General features: G+C 37.4%; 13 protein-coding genes. 10 read left to right on the top strand and 3 right to left on the bottom strand.

The window, feature by feature from the left end; translation table 11 throughout:
• Window positions 1–55: 55 nt before the first annotated feature.
• From ACTJIP_RS03130 to ACTJIP_RS03105, 6 genes are all read left to right on the top strand, one after another.
• Entirely contained in the window at window positions 56–850 is a 795-nt protein-coding gene (locus tag ACTJIP_RS03130; RefSeq protein ID WP_149386689.1) for a thymidylate synthase, read from the top strand.
• Between the two features lie 230 nt (window positions 851–1080).
• Window positions 1081–1299, top strand: a complete 219-nt coding sequence (locus tag ACTJIP_RS03125; RefSeq protein WP_180564360.1) for a hypothetical protein — start codon at window positions 1081–1083, stop codon at window positions 1297–1299.
• A 24-nt stretch (window positions 1300–1323) separates the two neighbouring features.
• Window positions 1324–3834, top strand: a complete 2511-nt coding sequence (locus tag ACTJIP_RS03120; protein ID WP_077418224.1) for a M1 family metallopeptidase — start codon at window positions 1324–1326, stop codon at window positions 3832–3834.
• Window positions 3835–4001: 167 nt separating this feature from the next.
• Window positions 4002–5330, top strand: a complete 1329-nt coding sequence (locus ACTJIP_RS03115; protein WP_077418227.1) for a hydroxymethylglutaryl-CoA synthase family protein — start codon at window positions 4002–4004, stop codon at window positions 5328–5330.
• Between the two features lie 620 nt (window positions 5331–5950).
• Window positions 5951–8746 (top strand): SusC/RagA family TonB-linked outer membrane protein, encoded by a 2796-nt coding sequence (locus ACTJIP_RS03110; RefSeq protein WP_077418230.1) that lies wholly within the window; start codon window positions 5951–5953, stop codon window positions 8744–8746.
• A 14-nt stretch (window positions 8747–8760) separates the two neighbouring features.
• Window positions 8761–10221 carry a RagB/SusD family nutrient uptake outer membrane protein gene (locus ACTJIP_RS03105; protein ID WP_077418233.1) on the top strand — a complete coding sequence of 487 codons (1461 nt, stop codon included), beginning with the start codon at window positions 8761–8763 and terminating at the stop codon, window positions 10219–10221.
• A 74-nt stretch (window positions 10222–10295) separates the two neighbouring features.
• Here ACTJIP_RS03105 and ACTJIP_RS03100 read toward each other — a convergent pair whose 3' ends face one another.
• The gene (locus tag ACTJIP_RS03100) at window positions 10296–11219 is read right to left on the bottom strand and encodes an AraC family transcriptional regulator (RefSeq protein ID WP_428167999.1); all 924 of its coding nucleotides are present in this window, start codon (window positions 11217–11219) and stop codon (window positions 10296–10298) included.
• A gap of 182 nt (window positions 11220–11401) precedes the next feature.
• Here ACTJIP_RS03100 and ACTJIP_RS03095 point away from each other — a divergent pair, with 182 nt between their 5' ends.
• From ACTJIP_RS03095 to ACTJIP_RS03085, 3 genes are all read left to right on the top strand, one after another.
• Complete coding sequence (locus tag ACTJIP_RS03095) at window positions 11402–12931, top strand: aldehyde dehydrogenase family protein (RefSeq protein ID WP_180564354.1); 1530 nt, start codon at window positions 11402–11404, stop codon at window positions 12929–12931.
• Between the two features lie 206 nt (window positions 12932–13137).
• Complete coding sequence (adhP, locus tag ACTJIP_RS03090) at window positions 13138–14172, top strand: alcohol dehydrogenase AdhP (protein ID WP_180564353.1); 1035 nt, start codon at window positions 13138–13140, stop codon at window positions 14170–14172.
• An 86-nt stretch (window positions 14173–14258) separates the two neighbouring features.
• The gene (locus ACTJIP_RS03085) at window positions 14259–14642 is read left to right on the top strand and encodes a DUF779 domain-containing protein (RefSeq protein WP_047387354.1); all 384 of its coding nucleotides are present in this window, start codon (window positions 14259–14261) and stop codon (window positions 14640–14642) included.
• A gap of 21 nt (window positions 14643–14663) precedes the next feature.
• Here ACTJIP_RS03085 and ACTJIP_RS03080 read toward each other — a convergent pair whose 3' ends face one another.
• Window positions 14664–15176: a hypothetical protein gene (locus ACTJIP_RS03080; protein ID WP_219073106.1), complete on the bottom strand. Its 513-nt coding sequence runs from the start codon at window positions 15174–15176 to the stop codon at window positions 14664–14666.
• 27 nt (window positions 15177–15203) lie between these two features.
• Window positions 15204–16403 (bottom strand): dicarboxylate/amino acid:cation symporter, encoded by a 1200-nt coding sequence (locus ACTJIP_RS03075; RefSeq protein ID WP_077418249.1) that lies wholly within the window; start codon window positions 16401–16403, stop codon window positions 15204–15206.
• Window positions 16404–16496: 93 nt separating this feature from the next.
• On the opposite strand from ACTJIP_RS03075, the gene ACTJIP_RS03070 reads away from it, so the two are divergent.
• Complete coding sequence (locus ACTJIP_RS03070) at window positions 16497–17411, top strand: DnaJ C-terminal domain-containing protein (protein ID WP_440704105.1); 915 nt, start codon at window positions 16497–16499, stop codon at window positions 17409–17411.

Raw genomic sequence — 17411 nt, 5'->3', positions numbered from 1 at the left:
TGAGTGCTTTTTTTGATGGTTTTTACTAAATTTGGAACTTAAAATCTCATTCAAAATGCAAAACTACCTGGATCTTTTACAGCATATTTTAGATAACGGAACTGATAAAACCGACAGAACAGGCACTGGAACAAGAAGTGTTTTCGGATATCAGCTGAGATATGATCTGTCTAAAGGATTCCCTTTGGTAACAACTAAAAAAGTGCATTTGAAATCTATTATCTATGAGCTGCTTTGGTTCCTGAAAGGAGATACCAATATCAAGTATCTTAAAGATAACGGAGTAAGCATCTGGGATGAATGGGCCAATGAAAATGGAGATTTAGGACCGGTTTACGGAGCGCAGTGGAGAAGCTGGAGCGGTGCAGACGGAAAAGTTGTAGATCAGATCACAGAAGTAATTGACCAGATTAAAAAGAATCCGGATTCCAGAAGACTGATTGTCTCCGCCTGGAATGTTGCGGAAATACCGAATATGGCTTTGGCTCCTTGTCATGCTCTATTCCAGTTTTATGTAGCAGATGGTAAACTTTCCCTACAGCTGTACCAAAGAAGTGCTGACGTTTTCCTTGGAGTACCATTCAATATTGCAAGCTATGCATTGCTGTTGATGATGGTAGCGCAGGTTTGTGATCTGGAAGTGGGAGATTATGTTCACAGTTTTGGAGATGTTCATATCTACAATAATCACTTCGAGCAGGTAAACAGACAGCTGGGACGAGAGCCGAGAGCACTTCCAACGATGAAACTGAATCCGGAAGTTAAAGATATCTTTGATTTTGATTTTGAAGACTTCAGTCTGGAAAATTATGATCCGCATCCGGGAATCAAAGCTCCTGTGGCTATTTAATAATCTTATATCACTTTAATTTTTTTATTTACTTCTATTAATTTAACATTAATAGATGGCATTACCTGTGCTCATAAGTTGGAGAATCAGAATATAAATCCTTTAGTACACTTTCTTTTGGCAATTGTTTCTTAAATTTGAAAGAACAACTCAGGCTCATTTAACCCTTTGAAAAAAGGAGTGGATGATTGGGTTACAGATCATAAATTTCAAATGCTTAAAAATAAATCATGAAGTATTTAAAAATAAATATTGAAGAAAATGCAGACATTGAAGTGTTGAAAAACGCCATACTTCAATTGAAAGGAGTAGCTTCAGCTGAAACAGTGGATGACGAAAATCCGGAAAGTGAACTTAAAAAAGCTTTTGCAAAGACAAAGGAACAGCTTCAAAAAGGGGACTATGAGACCCTGGTGAATGATATTTTCGATATAATCATTAAAAAATAATTCTAAAAATAATAATGTAGACAGATGAGAAAGGCCATTTTATCAATTGCTATACTCGGGATTTTATTTTCCGCCAATGTATCAGCACAAACCGAAACTTCAGGAAGAGAAAAAGTATACAGAGCAACTCCCGCTAAAGTAACGGAACTTAAACACACAAAGCTTAAAGTAAATTTCGACTATCAGAAAGAACAGATGAATGGGGAAGAATGGCTTACTGCCTCCCCTTATTTTTATGCTGCAAACGAACTTACACTTGATGCAAAAGGAATGCTGATTCATGAAGTAGCGCTTGATAATAACGGGAAGAAATCTCCTTTGAAATATGATTACAAAAATGATGTTCTGAAAATCAGCCTTGATAAAACATACCAGAAAAATCAGGAGTATACAGTCTACATCAAATATACATCCCGCCCGAATGAGGTAAAACAACAGGGAAGTATGGCCATCAATGATGCAAAAGGACTTTATTTTATCAATCCTCAGGGAACAGATCCGGATATGCCTACACAAATCTGGACACAGGGAGAAACAGAATCCTCTTCGGCATGGTTTCCGACTATTGACAAACCCAACCAAAAGACAACGCAGGAAATCTATATGACGGTTCCTGATAAATATGTTACCCTTTCCAATGGCCTTCTGAAAGAATCTAAAAAAGAATCTAACGGGCTTAGAACGGATCACTGGGTGATGGACAAAAGACATTCTACCTATCTTTTCTTCATGGGAGTAGGAGAATATGCCATTGTAAAAGACAAATGGAAAAACATTCCGGTTGATTATTATATTGAAAAAGAATACGAACCTTATGCTAAGCAGATCTACGGAAATACTCCGGAAATGATCGATTTTTTCTCCAAAAAACTGAACTATGATTATCCATGGGCTAAATATGCTCAGATTTCCGGTAGAGATTATGTAAGTGGAGCGATGGAGAATACCACAGCAACACTTCATGGGAGTGATATTCTTCAGAAGCCGGGCCAGCTTATTGATGAAAATACATGGGAAGATACTATTGCGCATGAATTGTTCCATCACTGGTTTGGAGATCTGGTTACAGCAGAAAGCTGGAGCAATCTTACAGTCAATGAATCCTTCGCCAACTATTCCGAATACCTTTGGAATGAATATAAATACGGGAAAGATCAGGCAGATTATCACCTGATGACCGATGTGAATAACTACCTTCACAACCCATCCGACTTTAATAAAAATCTGGTAAGGTTCAATTATGAATCCCGTGAAGATGTTTTTGATCTGGTAACGTACCAGAAAGGAGGTGGAATTTTAAATATGCTGAGAAATTATCTTGGAGATGATGCCTTCTTTGCAGGAATGAACGACTATCTTAAAACCAACGAATATCAGAATGCTGAAGCACATCAACTAAGACTATCTTTTGAAAAAGTATCTGGTAAAGATTTAAACTGGTTCTTCAACCAATGGTATTTTGGTAGCGGAAATCCGAAACTTAATTATTCATTTACATTTGAGCCTGTTAAAAAACAAGTGGCGGTAACCATTAATCAAACTCAGGAAAAGCCATTTGAATTTCCTCTGGTTATAGATGTATATGACAACGGAAAACCTAAAAGATACAGTGTCTGGGTAAATGCAGAAGCAAAAAATACATTTAGTTTTGATGTTTCCAAAACTCCTGATCTGGTTAATATCAATGCTGATGGAGTTTTACTGGCAGATATTACAGAGACCAAAACTCCTGAACAGAACCTGATGCAGTTTACAAATTCTAAGGAGTTTAAAAGCAGATACCTGGCTCTAACCGGAATCAAAGATCAGGCTGGGAAAAGTCCAGCAGCAGTAAAATTATTGGCTGCTGCATTGAAAGATCCTTTCTTCAGAGTAAGAATAAAAGCTTTGAATTTAATAGACCTCGCTAATCCTGAACAAATGAAGGCATTAGGCGCTGATGTTGAAAAGCTGGCATCTAGCGATCCTAAAACATTAACTCAGGCAGCTGCTATTGCTGCTTTAGGAAAAACAAAAGACAAAAAATACCTTCCGTTATTTGAAAAAGGAGTAAATGCCGTTTCAAATGCCGTGAAAGGAAGTTCTATGGGTGCACTTCTTTCCATTGATCCATCAAAAGCAAACAATCTGGCCGATAAAATTGATATGAAGGGCGCTTCAGATGAATTGCAGGCACAATTGCTTCCGATTATTGTAAAGAATAAAATTACCTCTCAGATAGAGAATATTGCTCCTCTTGCCACCTTTTATCCATTTATTAAATTCCAGAACCCGGAATTAGGAAAAGCAGCAGAAGATGGTTTCAACTGGATCATGACTTCCGATAATCTGAAAGCTACGGAAAGCATTACGAAAATAGCAGGATATGCCAAGAATCAGATGGCAGATAATCCACAGGCTAAAATGATGATCGTCCAGATGCTGAAAGATGGCTTGAGCAAAAAAATGGAACTGCTGAAACAGAATCCACAAAATGCTGCAAGTATTAATAAGCAGATTGATGTGATCAATAAAGCAATTGAAAACTATAAATAATAAATAAAGCCGGCAAATCTGCCGGCTTTATTTTATCATGACTGAATACCAATTTGTCAAAATATAATATAAAGTAGATTGGGTTTTAATAATATTACAAAAATCAGCATTTTTTACCACTGTTTTTTGCATTATCTTTCATAAATTCGTTTAAAATTTAGACAATTATGAGTTTTGGAATTGAGGCAGCGGGCTATTATGTGCCTGGTTTATATTTGGAGATTAAGGATTTAGCAGAAAAAAGAGGAATAGAACCGGCGAAGTTGGAAAAAGGTTTAGGTCTTCATAAAATGGGGCTTTCTGATGTTCACGAAGATGCAGCAACCTTTGCCGCAGAAGCATTACTGAAGCTTATACAAGATTATAATATCAATCCTAAGGAAATAGCAAGAGTATATCTGGGAACAGAAAGTGCGGTGGATGCAGCAAAACCTACGGCATCTTATGCTGTTCAGATGGTAGAACAGGTGTTGGAAGAAAAATTTGGAGCAAGATGTTTCAGAAATTGTGATGTGCTGGATATGACTTTTGCGTGTGTAGGAGGTGTAGACGCACTGCATAATGCCCTGGATTTTGTAAGGGTGAATCCTGATAAAAAAGCAGTAGTGATTGCCAGTGACTATGCTAAATATGAATTGGCTTCTTCAGGTGAATATACGCAGGGTGGAGGAGCGGTAGCTCTTTTGATTTCTTCACAGCCGGACCTTCTTGAAATTGAAAATAACTGGGGAGTAGCTTCAGAAAGTGTTTTTGATTTTTTCAAACCAAGAAGAACTTATAATAAGGAAGATCTGAATGGTGCTCCGGAAACATATCCTGAAAAAATTGAAATTTTTACAGATGAACCTGTATTTGATGGACAATATTCTAACCAATGTTATCAGGATAGAATAAAAGAAGCTTATCATCATTATAAAGAGATCACAGGCAAGGAAAAACCTTACGAAGACTGGAAGTATATTATCTTCCACCTTCCTTATGCATTTCATGGGAAAAGGGTTTTTACTGAAATCTACAGTTTGGAGAATGGTCTGTCCTATGAAACAGCAGAGGAACAGAAAGCTGTTGCAAAATCTGAAGACTATCTAAAATTAATCAATGATAAGATAGAAAAGACACAGAGAGCTTCTTCCGAAATAGGAAATATGTATACAGCTTCTGTCTTTATGGCATTTCTTTCGGCATTACAAACCTCTTTTAATGAAAATGAAGACTTATCTGGGAAAGAAATTGGTTTTATAGGATATGGAAGCGGTTCAAAATCAAAAGTTTTTGCTGGAAAAGTATCCGGAAACTGGAACAAGATAGTGGAGAAATGGAACTTATTTGAAAATTTGAATCAAAGAACCGCTGTAGACTTTGATACTTATGAGAAACTTCACAGAAAACAGAAGAAGGAATCTGTAAACAAACAGTATAATGGTTTTGGGCTTGTCTCTGTTGAGACTGAAAATCCGGTTTTAGTCGGAGCGAGATATTACAGTTATCAGAAGTAAGATTATCCTTATTTATCATACAAAGCACCTCTCTTTTGGGGTGCTTTACTTTTTTATAAATGCAAAAAACGGGGGAATGTTTTTAAAATTTATGAGGTTGAATTATTTTTAATTTTAAGTGAGAAATGGTTAATAAATTACATGTATTATCATAGAAAATTTTACTGGTTTTAATCGAATTCTCTATATGGTATATTAACGGTTTTTTATTTTAATCTGAATAACCCTGTCTTGAAATAGGGGTTGTCTGCCTTTTAAAGTGCCTTTTTTATGTAAAATTTAAGAAAATAAGGTGTTTTTTTCTCCATTTTCAATACAATTAAGAATTTATTTCTTTTATTATTTTCGTTGATAATAATGTTTTATGTTTATTTTTTTAACTATTTGTTTTAAATGAGTTTAAATTGATTTTAATTTTAAAATTTATTAAAATTCCGTTAATGTTTAAATTGACTTATTTTTTGTTAATTTTTTAAATACAATTAAAATGATTCTCCATCATTTTTTGAGTATGAATGTGAATCTCTCCTTTCTGGAAGCCTGTTTTCAGCGTTTAGCAAATTGATGTTATAGATATTTATCGACATATTTGTCCCTTGAATATATTAAAATCTGTTAATATGAATGTGAAGTTACATGTATTAAGTGCTGGAGCTTTGTTTTTTTTAGGACAAGCTGCTTTTGCACAAAAATCTAAGAATGATTCTGTTCTGAAGGAGAATAAGATCGATGAAGTAATCGTTACTGGATACCAGAAGAAAAAAGCAGATGAAATTACCCAGGCTCAGGCTGTTGTTGGTGGTGATGAAATCAGAAGAAACTCTCCTACAACATCTATTGGTAACTCTTTACAAGGTAGAGCTTCAGGGGTATTTGTACAAAGTACTACTGGGCAGCCAGGTGCTGCTGCTACAATTCAGGTAAGAGGTGTTGCCGGTGTTGGTGGTTCTTCAGAACCTACTTATGTAGTAAATGGAATGTATATGACTGCAAGACAGTTTAGTGCAATCAACCCTGCAGATGTAGAATCTATTTCAATTCTTAAAGATGCTGCTGCTACTGCACAATATGGTGCTAGAGGAGCGAACGGAGTCGTGGTAGTTACTACTAAAGCCGGAAAAGCCGGTAAAACTCATTACTCATTTGAGACCAAATTCGGTTTCAGTGAGAGATTGAAGGACAACAACTATACCATGATGAACTCTAGGGAGTTAATGAACTTCCAGAATCAGTTGGGATACCTTGGATTTAAGCCAAGATCTCAACAGGAAATGGATAGGCTTGCTGCCTATGATCACAATTGGCAGAAAGATCTGTTGAAGCCTTCAAGTATCCAGTCTTACTTATTCAGTGCTCAAGGTGGATCCAGAGAAAGTACTTTCTATTACTCATTAGGTTATGACTCTGACAATGGGATTATCAGAGATATAGATGGCCTTAAGAGATACACAGGTAACTTCGGATTTACCAATAAGTTGAGTGAAAAACTGAACGTTGGAATCAATCTTGGATTCCAGTACCAGGTCACACAGAATTTTAGAGACCGAAACAATACTCAGAACCCATTTGGAGCAATGTATAAATATGCTCCATATGAGCCGATTTATAATGCTGACGGAAGTTATAATCAGACAATGAGAGCTGGATCTAACGTTGTTGAGCAGATCAATACTTATAGACTAGATGATCAGAGACTGAGAATTCCGGTAACTCTATTCGCTGAATATAAAATTATTGATGGACTGAAATTTAAAACTAATTTCAATGGTCTTTATGATTGGTACATGGGAACTCAGTGGTTGAAAAAAGGTTCAAACCTTGATATTACAGTTAACAAAGTTCCAACCGGTTCATTGAATAAAAATTCATTCTACACATTTAATTATACTTGGAATAACTCCATTAATTATAAAAAGTCATTCGGAAGCCACAACTTCGATTTCTTAGGATTTATTGAATATAACGATAACTATAACGAAACAATGAACGGTGGGGCTTACGGTTTGAAATCTCCGGTAATAAATGTTCCATCTATTACGACACCATCTGACAGAAATACATTTACTGGGGTTAAAGTAAGAAATACTTTGTTCAGTTTAGCAGGTTTACTAAACTATGACTATGAAGGTAGATATTTGGTAACAGGATCATTGAGAAGAGATGCTTCATCAAGGTTTGGTGCCAATAACCAAAGTGGTGTCTTCTGGTCTGCAAGTGCAGCTTGGAATATCGCGAAGGAAGACTTTATGAAAGGTGGTTTTATTAATGATTTAAAACTTAGAGGATCTTACGGTACAACAGGTAATGATGGTACTTTACCGGATTATTATAATGTTAATAATATCAGCTATGGATTATATGGTCCTAATGGTACTTCTTACCCTGGAACAGCTTCACTAGGTAATTATATTATTGGTAACAGTAATCTGAAATGGGAATCTAATGCAATTACCAACCTAGGGGTAGATTTCACTATGTGGAACAGAAGAGTTCGTGGATCCGTAGAAGTATATAAGAATAAGAGAAAAGATTTCGTACAGCTTGTGCCTTTGGATAAACAAGAAGGAGGATACTATCAGTATATCAATGCAGGAGATATGTCTCAGAAAGGTCTTGAGGTTGAACTTAGTGTAGATGTAATCAAACAGAAAGATTTCCAGTGGAATTTACATGCTAATATATCTTTCCAGAAGTCAATTCTTGATAGATTAGCAGATAGCCAGACTGAAAGAAACTTAGGGGATACTTATCTAAAAGTAGGAGAAACTCCTTATGTATTCTATAATGTTAGATTTGCTGGAGTAGATCCAAGTAACGGAAAAGCATTATATTATGATAAAGCAGGAAATGTTACTGATGTTTACAGTGCTTCAAATGCTGTTCCTTTAACAGATAAATCTCCTTTCCCAAAGAGCTTTGGTGGATTTGGAACTACAGTTCAATACAAAGGGCTTGATTTCAGTGCTGATTTCGCATTCAAGTTAGGTGGATATACTTATAACAACATGTATGCTGCTGCTGTTGACCCAACTTTGGCTGTTGCAGGTAGAAATATGGCTCAGTCTGCAGCTCAGGTTTGGCAAAATCCAGGAGACACAGGAGTATTCCAGAAAGTTGATTCAAATGGGATGCGTGATTCCGATCAATGGATTGAAAAATCAGATTATTTAAGATTAAGATCACTTACATTAGGATATACATTTGATAAAGCATTTCTTGGAGAAGGATCACCTATCAATAAGCTTAGAGCATATGTACAGGGACAGAATTTATTTACAGTAACTAAATTCCACGGAGAACCTGAAGTTTCTGTAGGATCTGCTGATTCAACATCTCTATTTGTTCCTGGATCATACAATCTTTATACTTACCCTGCTGTAAGAACAATCCTGGTAGGATTGCAATTAGAATTTTAATATTGAATAGCTTTATGAAAAAGAATATAATAAAAATAAGTTTAGCTGCGTTAACCATGTTTGTTTCGTTAACGTCTTGCGACAGAAATTTAGATCAAATCTCATCAATCAATGAAGATCAGGAGCAGGCAATGACTAGACCTGAGACCTTCAGACAGGCTATGGATGGTGCCTATACAGCTCTTAAAGGAGGTGGGTATTATACAAGTGATACAGGAAACCAACTTATCATGGGTGATCTTACCACTGATAACCTGGTTCGTACAACAACAGGAAGAAATACCAATTTTGCTGCATCAAACTTCGAATTCTCATCAGATAACTCACAAACAACAGGTTTGTTTAGTGCAGCTTATCTTGTAGTTAGCAGAGCTAACTTTGTTTTGAAATATATCAATAACGGTGTATTATCTGGAACAGAGAAAGCAAACATTGAAGCTGAGGCAAGAGCGCTTAGAGCAATTGCTCATTTTGATATCGTAAGAGCATATTCACAAATCCCAACTCAATCTGCAGAAGCTAAAAACTCTATCGGGATTTATTATTCAGAAACATATGCTCCTTTAAATAATACATCATCCCGAAACCTGACGGTTGATCAGGTATATGATAAAATTATAGCGGATCTATTATTTGCTGTTGATAATATCACTCAGAACGATGTTGATAAAGGGAGATTAAGCAAAGCTGCTATATATGGATTATTATCAAGAGTAAACCTTTATAAAGGTGACTATGCGAATACTATCAAATATGGTGAATTGGCATTGGGAATTTCACCAAGTATTACTCAAAAATCTAATTTCTACAAGATCTGGAAAGAAAAAGAAGGAGACATTAATGATGGAGTTTTATTTCAGGTATCGAATTCTGCAGCTGAGCAAAATACTGTAGGAGTTGCTTACAATCAATCTGTTCCAGCATTAAGATCAGAATTTGTTGTAGATTACGATTTATATACAGCCTATACATCAGATGACGTTAGAAAAGGGGCTTACTTCACTACGGGTACGTATAGCGGACAAAAATATAACCACGTTACAAAATATGCAGGTATTACTGGTTTGCCATCTAATATAGTTCCAGTAAGATATTTAAGAGGAGCTGAAGTACTGTTAAACGTTGCAGAAGCTTATTACAGATCAGGCAATGGTGCACAAGCTCTTGTTTTATTAAACAAATTAAGAGCAGAAAGACATTCTTCATTTACTCCTGGTACAGAAACAGGACAGGCACTTTTAGATGCTATCCTGAAAGAGAGAAGACTTGAGCTTGCATTTGAAAATGACAGATGGTATACCTTGAAGAGATTGGGGCTTGCTGTTCAGAGATCAGGTAAAGGAGATCTTTTTGACGGTACAGGTACACCTCCCGTAGCACAGAATCTTCCAGCTGGAAATTTCAAATGGCAATGGCCAATTCCTATTACTGCTATTCAGGCAAATCCGAATATTAAGCAGAATGACAAGTATTAAGATTTAATTTTAATATATTTTTTAAGAAGAGTCCCAGAAATGGGGCTCTTTTTTTATATAAATTTATAGATAGATTATCTCAGAACCATTCTGTCCTGATAACTTTTTGGAGTTACCCCTTCCAATTGTTTAAATACTCTGGTGAAATAGTTTGTATCTGAAAACCCGGTTTGAAAAGCCGTTTCCTTAATGCTGATCTGACTGGCTAATAATTCTTTCGCACGGGTGATCCTTTCCTGCAGAATAAAATCATTCGGTGAAGTTCCCAGCTCGTCTTTGAACATTTTAAAGAAATTCGACTTGCTTACATAAGCCAGCTTTGCGATACTATCAATAGACAATTTCTGATGCAGGTTTCTTTTAATGTAATCTACTACAAAACCTATTCTGGATTTATTTTTAACAATATTTTTTTCTACCATGCTTCTTGCCTGGGTCTGCATCAGTCTTATCAGAAGCTCTTTCAATGCAAAATCAGCCATAATATCCTTTTGAGAATTATCATCCATGGCAATTCTCATAATATTATTGGTCGCTGAAGCCAGCGCTTTATTATTAAACAGAAAATATTCATCCAGCTGAATATTCCATTGCGAAGTTTCATCCACTTTTGGAAGATGATAATTGAGATAATTAAGAGAATCTTCTATAAAATCAGGGTTAAGACTTAAAGAAATACATTGGGTAGGGGTTTCATCCGCTTCAGGAAAATCAATAACCATCGTTTCCCCCGGCGCTACCAGAATACTTTCTCCCGGATAATAATCAAAATAATTGGTCTTATTATCCAGCTTCATATGTTTCTTACCTCTCAGCATGGCTGTAAATGCAATGTTTTCAAAATGAAGTTTTACATCAAAAGCAGCCTTGTGAGTCTCATAAATACTGAATTCACAGTTGTTTAGATTGAATTTCGTCTGGTGTTCAACAAGACTCAATAGTTGGCTTTCCTTACGTAATTCAGGAGTATTTAATAAAATCTTACTATTGTTATTCATTTCTAATTTTTTTTGAAAAGGAGGTAACTCAAATATAGAAAATTTGAGAGTACGTTGCTGTTAATAAAATACTAAAATTGAACACTTTGCACTATTTTACACTTTTTTTATAGGATTGTGCTATACTCTTTTGGACATCTCAGTGTAATTTGGCTTTATCGAAAAATAAAAACAATACTAATATGAGCACTATTACAGAACCAAGATCAACTACGCTTTTACAGCGTCCGGAGTTCAAAAGCAGATATGATAACTATATCGACGGGAAATTCACGCCACCCGTTAAAGGGAAGTATTTTGACGTTGTCTCGCCCGTAGATGGGAAGAACTTTACTCAGGTTGCCCATTCTTCCAAAGAAGATTTGGAACTGGCTGTAGATGCCGCAGAAAAAGCATTCCGAACCTGGAAAAATACTTCCTCTACGGAAAGAAGTATCATCCTGAATAAAATTGCCGACAGAATAGAGCAGAATCTGGAATATCTTGCTACCGTAGAAACGATAGATAACGGAAAAGCAGTGAGAGAAACGCTGGCTGCAGATTTACCTTTGGCAATTGACCATTTCAGGTATTTTGCCTCCGTAATCCGGGCAGATGAAGGGTCTCATAACGAACTGGATAAAGATACCGTATCGCTGATCGTTCATGAACCTCTTGGAGTAATCGCACAAATCATCCCATGGAATTTCCCGATACTCATGGCTGTCTGGAAACTGGCTCCGGCATTGGCAGCAGGAAACTGTGTGGTTTTGAAACCCGCAGAAAGTACTCCTGTTTCCATCATGGTTTTGATGGAGCTTATTGGAGATCTGTTACCAGCTGGCGTTATCAATATTGTTAACGGATTTGGAGCAGAACTTGGAAGAGCTTTGGTTACCAATCCGAAAGTAGCAAAAGCCGCATTTACAGGATCTACCGCTACAGGACGTCTGGTGATGCAGTATGCAACAGAAAATATCATTCCTGTGACATTGGAATTGGGTGGGAAATCCCCGAATGTTTTCTTCAATTCTGTAATGGATGCCGATGATGAGTTTTTAGATAAAGCGATAGAAGGAGCCGTTCTTTTTGCCCTCAATCAAGGAGAAATTTGTACATGTCCCTCAAGATTACTCGTTCAGGAAGATATCGCAGATGCCTTTATTGAGAAGGTAGTCGAAAGAGTAAAAGCGATCAAAGTAGGAAATCCACTGGACAAAACCGTGATGATGGGAGCGCAGGCTTCAAAGATTCAGAAAGATAAAATCCTTTCCTATATCCAGTTGGGAATAGAAGAAGGAGCTGAAGTTCTGGTAGGAGGAGAAGTCAACCATCTTGGAGAAGATCTGGAAGACGGATACTACATTCAGCCGACGATTTTCAAAGGAAACAACCGAATGAGAATCTTCCAGGAAGAAATTTTCGGTCCGGTGCTGGCATTTACCACTTTCAAGGATGAAGAAGACGCAGTGAAGATTGCCAATGATACCATCTATGGGCTTGGCGCAGGAGTGTGGACAAGAGATGCACACCAACTGTACAATATTCCCCGTCAGATAGAAGCGGGAAGAGTATGGGTAAACCAATATCACTCTTACCCTGCAGGAGCGCCTTTCGGAGGTTACAAACAATCCGGAATCGGAAGAGAAAATCATAAAATGATGCTTGATCATTACCGCCAAACCAAAAACATGCTGATTTCTTATAACAAGAATAAGTTAGGTTTCTTTTAATATTATTTAGGACGTGCCCGATTGCCTTGGCTTTATCCAGGGCAACGGTCGGGCTATGCAGGGCTGCACTTCGTTTCGGTGCTTCATTGCATTTCGCACCGGCTCGTTCCTCGCCGCCCTTACTATCCCTCACGCAGAGAAATTACCTTTTCAGATGTGGAGATAAAAACTAATAATCCCAGATAACTCTATCCAAAAAATAAAATATGATTCCAAAAACAATGAAAGCGGCAGTAGTTCAGGGCTACGGCCAGCCTCTAAAAATAGAAGAGGTACCCGTAAGAGAACCCGGAAGATATGAAGTCCTTGTTAAAGTAATCGCCTGCGGGGTTTGTCATACAGACCTACATGCTGTAGATGGCGATTGGCCGGCAAAACCCAAGATGCCTCTTATTCCAGGACATGAAGGAGTAGGTATTGTGGTAGCCTGCGGACCTGAAGCTTTCGTAAAAGAAGGAGATGCAGTAGGAGTTCCCTGGCTGTACAGTGCATGTGGATGTTGTGATTACTGTATCACAGGATGGGAAACCCTTTGTGAAGCACAGAAAAATGGAGGTTACAGTGTAGACGGCGGTTTTGCAGAATACGTTATCGCAGACTCAAGATACGTAGGTCATTTGAAGTCTGATGTCAACTTTTTGGAAATTGCTCCTATTTTATGTGCCGGAGTAACTGTTTATAAAGGATTGAAGGAAACGGAAACGAAACCTGGAGAATGGGTAGCCATTTCAGGCATCGGTGGGTTGGGACACGTAGCAGTTCAGTATGCCAAAGCAATGGGAATGCATGTCGCTGCTATTGATGTAGCAGATGATAAGCTTGAATTAGCAAAAAAATTAGGAGCAGACCTTGTTGTCAATGCAAAAGATACCGATCCCGGAAAATATTTACATAAAGAAGTCGGTGGGATGCATGGTGCATTGATTACGGCTGTTTCACCTATTGCTTTCAAACAGGGAATAGACGTTTTAAGAAGAAAAGGTACTATTGCTCTGAATGGACTTCCTCCCGGCTCTTTTGAACTTCCGATTTTTGAAACGGTTTTAAAAAGGATCACGGTGAGAGGTTCTATCGTAGGAACCCGAAAAGACATGCAGGAAGCGTTGGATTTTGCCAATGAAGGATTGGTAAAAGCCACAGTTACTTCCGCGAAATTAGAAGATATCAATGAGGTATTCGATAAAATGAAAAAAGGACAGATTGACGGCAGAATCGTTTTGGATATTGCCGGTTCAAATTAATTGATGATGTGTTGCTGATCCCGGTTAGAATTACTTGCCGGGATCTTTTATAACGATAAAGTTTGCAATAAGCTAAAATAAAAACAATGGAAGCAAAAATATCCAGACTCTCCGCAACAGAGCAGGCTCTTGAAGTGATCCGGAAACTTGAAGACCAATATGGCCCCCTTATGTTTTATCAGGCAGGAGGATGTTGTGAAGGCACACAGCCACAATGCTTTGAAAAAGGAGGATTTTTTCCCAGAATGAATGATGCAATGATCGGAACCATCAATGGATATGAGTTCTGGATAGACCGTGATCTTTTTGAATACTGGAAATATTCACATTTTACATTAGATGTTACAGACGGTTTCGGACCTGGCGGTTTCTCTCTGGAAACTCCTTTGGGAAAAACCTTTAAAGTTCACTACAGACTTTTCACTCCCGAAGAATATGAAAACCTTGAATCTGTAAAACGCAGTGAATAGAATATTGGATTTAAGATAGGCTTAAGGCTTTTGTGCAATATAAATAAGCTCTCTTTCAAATTCGTATTTGCCTCTTGAAATTCCTCTTTTTAAAATAAAATATTGAGCAACAGCAATTACCAAAGCTACTCCTGCGAACATAAGATCTTTTTGATCACCTTGTATATTGACAAAAGCTGCCACGAAGCAAAAACACAGAATCATCACCCAATTAAAAATCTGAAATCCTGATGGGAAAAATTCTACAGAGACAGAAGATTGCCCATTTTTATCAGAAATAGTTCCATGAAAGACAGGATTATTTCTGTTCATATCAAATAGCCTCGCTCTTCTTTTGATGGTGAAAGTGTTTGCAGCAATCATTCCCCGATATTCAAACCGGGTAGGAATTGAAGAATCTTTTTCCAGGGATATGAAAGTAGTATTGGTTTTGTAAGTTACCTTCCATAGTCTTTGTATAAGCTCTGCACTGTTGATATTGAGATCAATAGTAATGGTGTTATATAAGCCAATGCTTTTGAAAAATGAGTTCATCTTTTAAAGAAAATAGTTAAATGACCATCAGACCTTTACAAACCGGTTGACAAACATGGCGGCAACTATATCTCCTACAGCATTCAATACGGTGGCTAAAGGATCTACCAAAGTTCCGATAATCATTACAGCAGGGATTGCTTCCTGAGGTAATTTATAAACAGAAATCATCAGCATTTCACCAATATACCCACCATTAGGAATACCACCAGCCACAATGCTCACAAATACAGTAATTCCCAATGCCAAAAGCAGGTTGGCAGGATCAAAGAAATCTTTTCCAATGATTAAAAATGCTACATAGATCTTGATGATTGAAGACATGGAAGATCCGTTTTTATGCAGAGTAGTCCCAATAGGAATGACCAGATTGGCAATAGAGTTGGGAATTCCTATTTTTGATGCTGCCTGTAAATTAGCAGGCATGGTTGCAAAGCTGCTGCAGGTACTTATTGCAGTAAGAGTTGGGTAGATAGCGTTGGTCCAGAAACTTTTAACTCCTTTTTGCCCGTTCGCCATAAAAGCATAGATAGAAAAGAAGACCAGAAAGTAAATGATTCCTGCAACATAATACAATCCTAAAGGTTTAGCATAAAATCCAAAAAGCTGAGGTCCTAAAGTTGCTACCTGATAGGCAAAGTAAGCACCCAAACCAATGGGAGCCAGTTTCATGACCAGTAAAAGAAGTTCTTTCATCACTTCATATCCTGAAGCAATAAAAACCCTGAAAGGCTGCCCTTTTTCACCTGTTTTTCTGGCCGCAAACCCTGTCAGAAATGCAAATACCAGAAGAGCCAGCATATTCCTTCTCGAGAAAAGCTCAGTGAATTCACCTACCGTAAAGAAGCTTACAATCCTGTTGCCCCACGTATCATCACTCGCCGCTTCAGAAATGATCTCAGAACTCCCTGAGACTCCCGAAACCGGGAAAAGATATACTGCACAGATGGTAAAAACAGCTGCTGTGAGAATAAAGAATAAAAAGGTAAGGGACATCACAAGGATGATTTTTCCAAATTTGGATTGCTGTTCCAAAGAAGCAATAGAATTGGATACGGCAAAAAATACCAAAGGAACTACACTTACAAAAAGAAGATTAAGAAAAATATCTCCCAAAGGTTTTATATAGTCCACAAAACCGGGAGCAACAATTCCAATGATGCTTCCAATAGTGATTCCCAAAAGTAAAAATATGATTCCGGAGTAGTTTTTCAGTACCTCTTTCATGTGGTGCTTTTTATCAAAGATAGGTTTATTTTTAACATTTTGTTATACAATTTTCAGACCTAAATTTCATAAATTTGGGTAAACCTCATTTCTATGGCTTATATAGATTACTATAAAATTTTAGGCGTAGATAAAAGCGCAACACAGGATGATATTAAAAAGGCCTATCGAAAACTGGCCAGGAAACTTCATCCCGATCTGAATCCTGATGATAAGGAAGCAGAAAGACAGTTCAAAGAATTGAATGAAGCCAACGAAGTGCTCAGCAATCCGGAAAACAGATCTAAATACGACAAGTACGGAGAACACTGGAAACACGGCGAAGAATACGAAAAGGCCCAACAGCAGCAGCAAAGACAATATCAACAACAAAATTATGGCGGAGGATTCTCCGGTGCTGATTTTGGTGAAGGGGAAGATTTTTCAGATTTCTTCCAGAATATGTTCGGTGGAGCAGGTAGTGGGTTTGGTAAAAGCTCACGAGGAAGAGCTTCCGGAAAATTCAAAGGGCAGGATATCAAAGCAGAATTGAATCTGAATCTGAGAGATGCTGCAAAAACCCATCCGCAAACCTTTGATATCAATGGGAAGAAAGTCAGAATCACTATTCCGGCAGGAGTATATGACGGGCAGCAAATCAAACTGAAAGGACATGGAAATCCAGGTGTCAATGGCGGCCCTCACGGGGATTTGTATATCACTTTCAATATCCCGGCCGATCCGAATTTTGAAAGAATCGGGGATGATCTGAAAACCAAAGTCGTGATCGATTTGTACACTGCTGTTTTAGGAGGAGAAGTGAACGTTAATATCCTGGAAGGAAGTGTAAAGCTTAAAGTAAAACCGGAAACCCAAACGGGAATCACTGTAAGACTGAAAGGAAAAGGTTTTCCTGTCTATAAAAAAGAAGGAGAACATGGAGATCTTTTTGTAACCTATGAAGTGAAACTGCCAACGAACCTTACCGAGAAGCAGAAAGAACTTTTTGAACAACTAAAAAATTCCTAA

It is taken from the genome of Chryseobacterium sp. 22543, assembly GCF_052044565.1.
In the GTDB taxonomy this organism is placed as follows: domain Bacteria; phylum Bacteroidota; class Bacteroidia; order Flavobacteriales; family Weeksellaceae; genus Chryseobacterium.
This window is presented reverse-complemented; position numbering and strand designations above follow the sequence as displayed.

Excerpts from the sequence above, each read along its gene's own strand:
- ACTJIP_RS03130 (WP_149386689.1), top strand. The coding sequence starts at position 56 with ATGCAAAACTACCTGGATCTTTTACAGCATATTTTAGATAACGGAACT.
- ACTJIP_RS03125 (WP_180564360.1), top strand. The coding sequence starts at position 1,081 with ATGAAGTATTTAAAAATAAATATTGAAGAAAATGCAGACATTGAAGTG.
- ACTJIP_RS03120 (WP_077418224.1), top strand. The coding sequence starts at position 1,324 with ATGAGAAAGGCCATTTTATCAATTGCTATACTCGGGATTTTATTTTCC.
- ACTJIP_RS03115 (WP_077418227.1), top strand. The coding sequence starts at position 4,002 with ATGAGTTTTGGAATTGAGGCAGCGGGCTATTATGTGCCTGGTTTATAT.
- ACTJIP_RS03110 (WP_077418230.1), top strand. The coding sequence starts at position 5,951 with ATGAATGTGAAGTTACATGTATTAAGTGCTGGAGCTTTGTTTTTTTTA.
- ACTJIP_RS03105 (WP_077418233.1), top strand. The coding sequence starts at position 8,761 with ATGAAAAAGAATATAATAAAAATAAGTTTAGCTGCGTTAACCATGTTT.
- ACTJIP_RS03100 (WP_428167999.1), bottom strand. The coding sequence starts at position 11,219 with ATGAATAACAATAGTAAGATTTTATTAAATACTCCTGAATTACGTAAG.
- ACTJIP_RS03095 (WP_180564354.1), top strand. The coding sequence starts at position 11,402 with ATGAGCACTATTACAGAACCAAGATCAACTACGCTTTTACAGCGTCCG.
- adhP (WP_180564353.1), top strand. The coding sequence starts at position 13,138 with ATGATTCCAAAAACAATGAAAGCGGCAGTAGTTCAGGGCTACGGCCAG.
- ACTJIP_RS03085 (WP_047387354.1), top strand. The coding sequence starts at position 14,259 with ATGGAAGCAAAAATATCCAGACTCTCCGCAACAGAGCAGGCTCTTGAA.
- ACTJIP_RS03080 (WP_219073106.1), bottom strand. The coding sequence starts at position 15,176 with ATGAACTCATTTTTCAAAAGCATTGGCTTATATAACACCATTACTATT.
- ACTJIP_RS03075 (WP_077418249.1), bottom strand. The coding sequence starts at position 16,403 with ATGAAAGAGGTACTGAAAAACTACTCCGGAATCATATTTTTACTTTTG.
- ACTJIP_RS03070 (WP_440704105.1), top strand. The coding sequence starts at position 16,497 with ATGGCTTATATAGATTACTATAAAATTTTAGGCGTAGATAAAAGCGCA.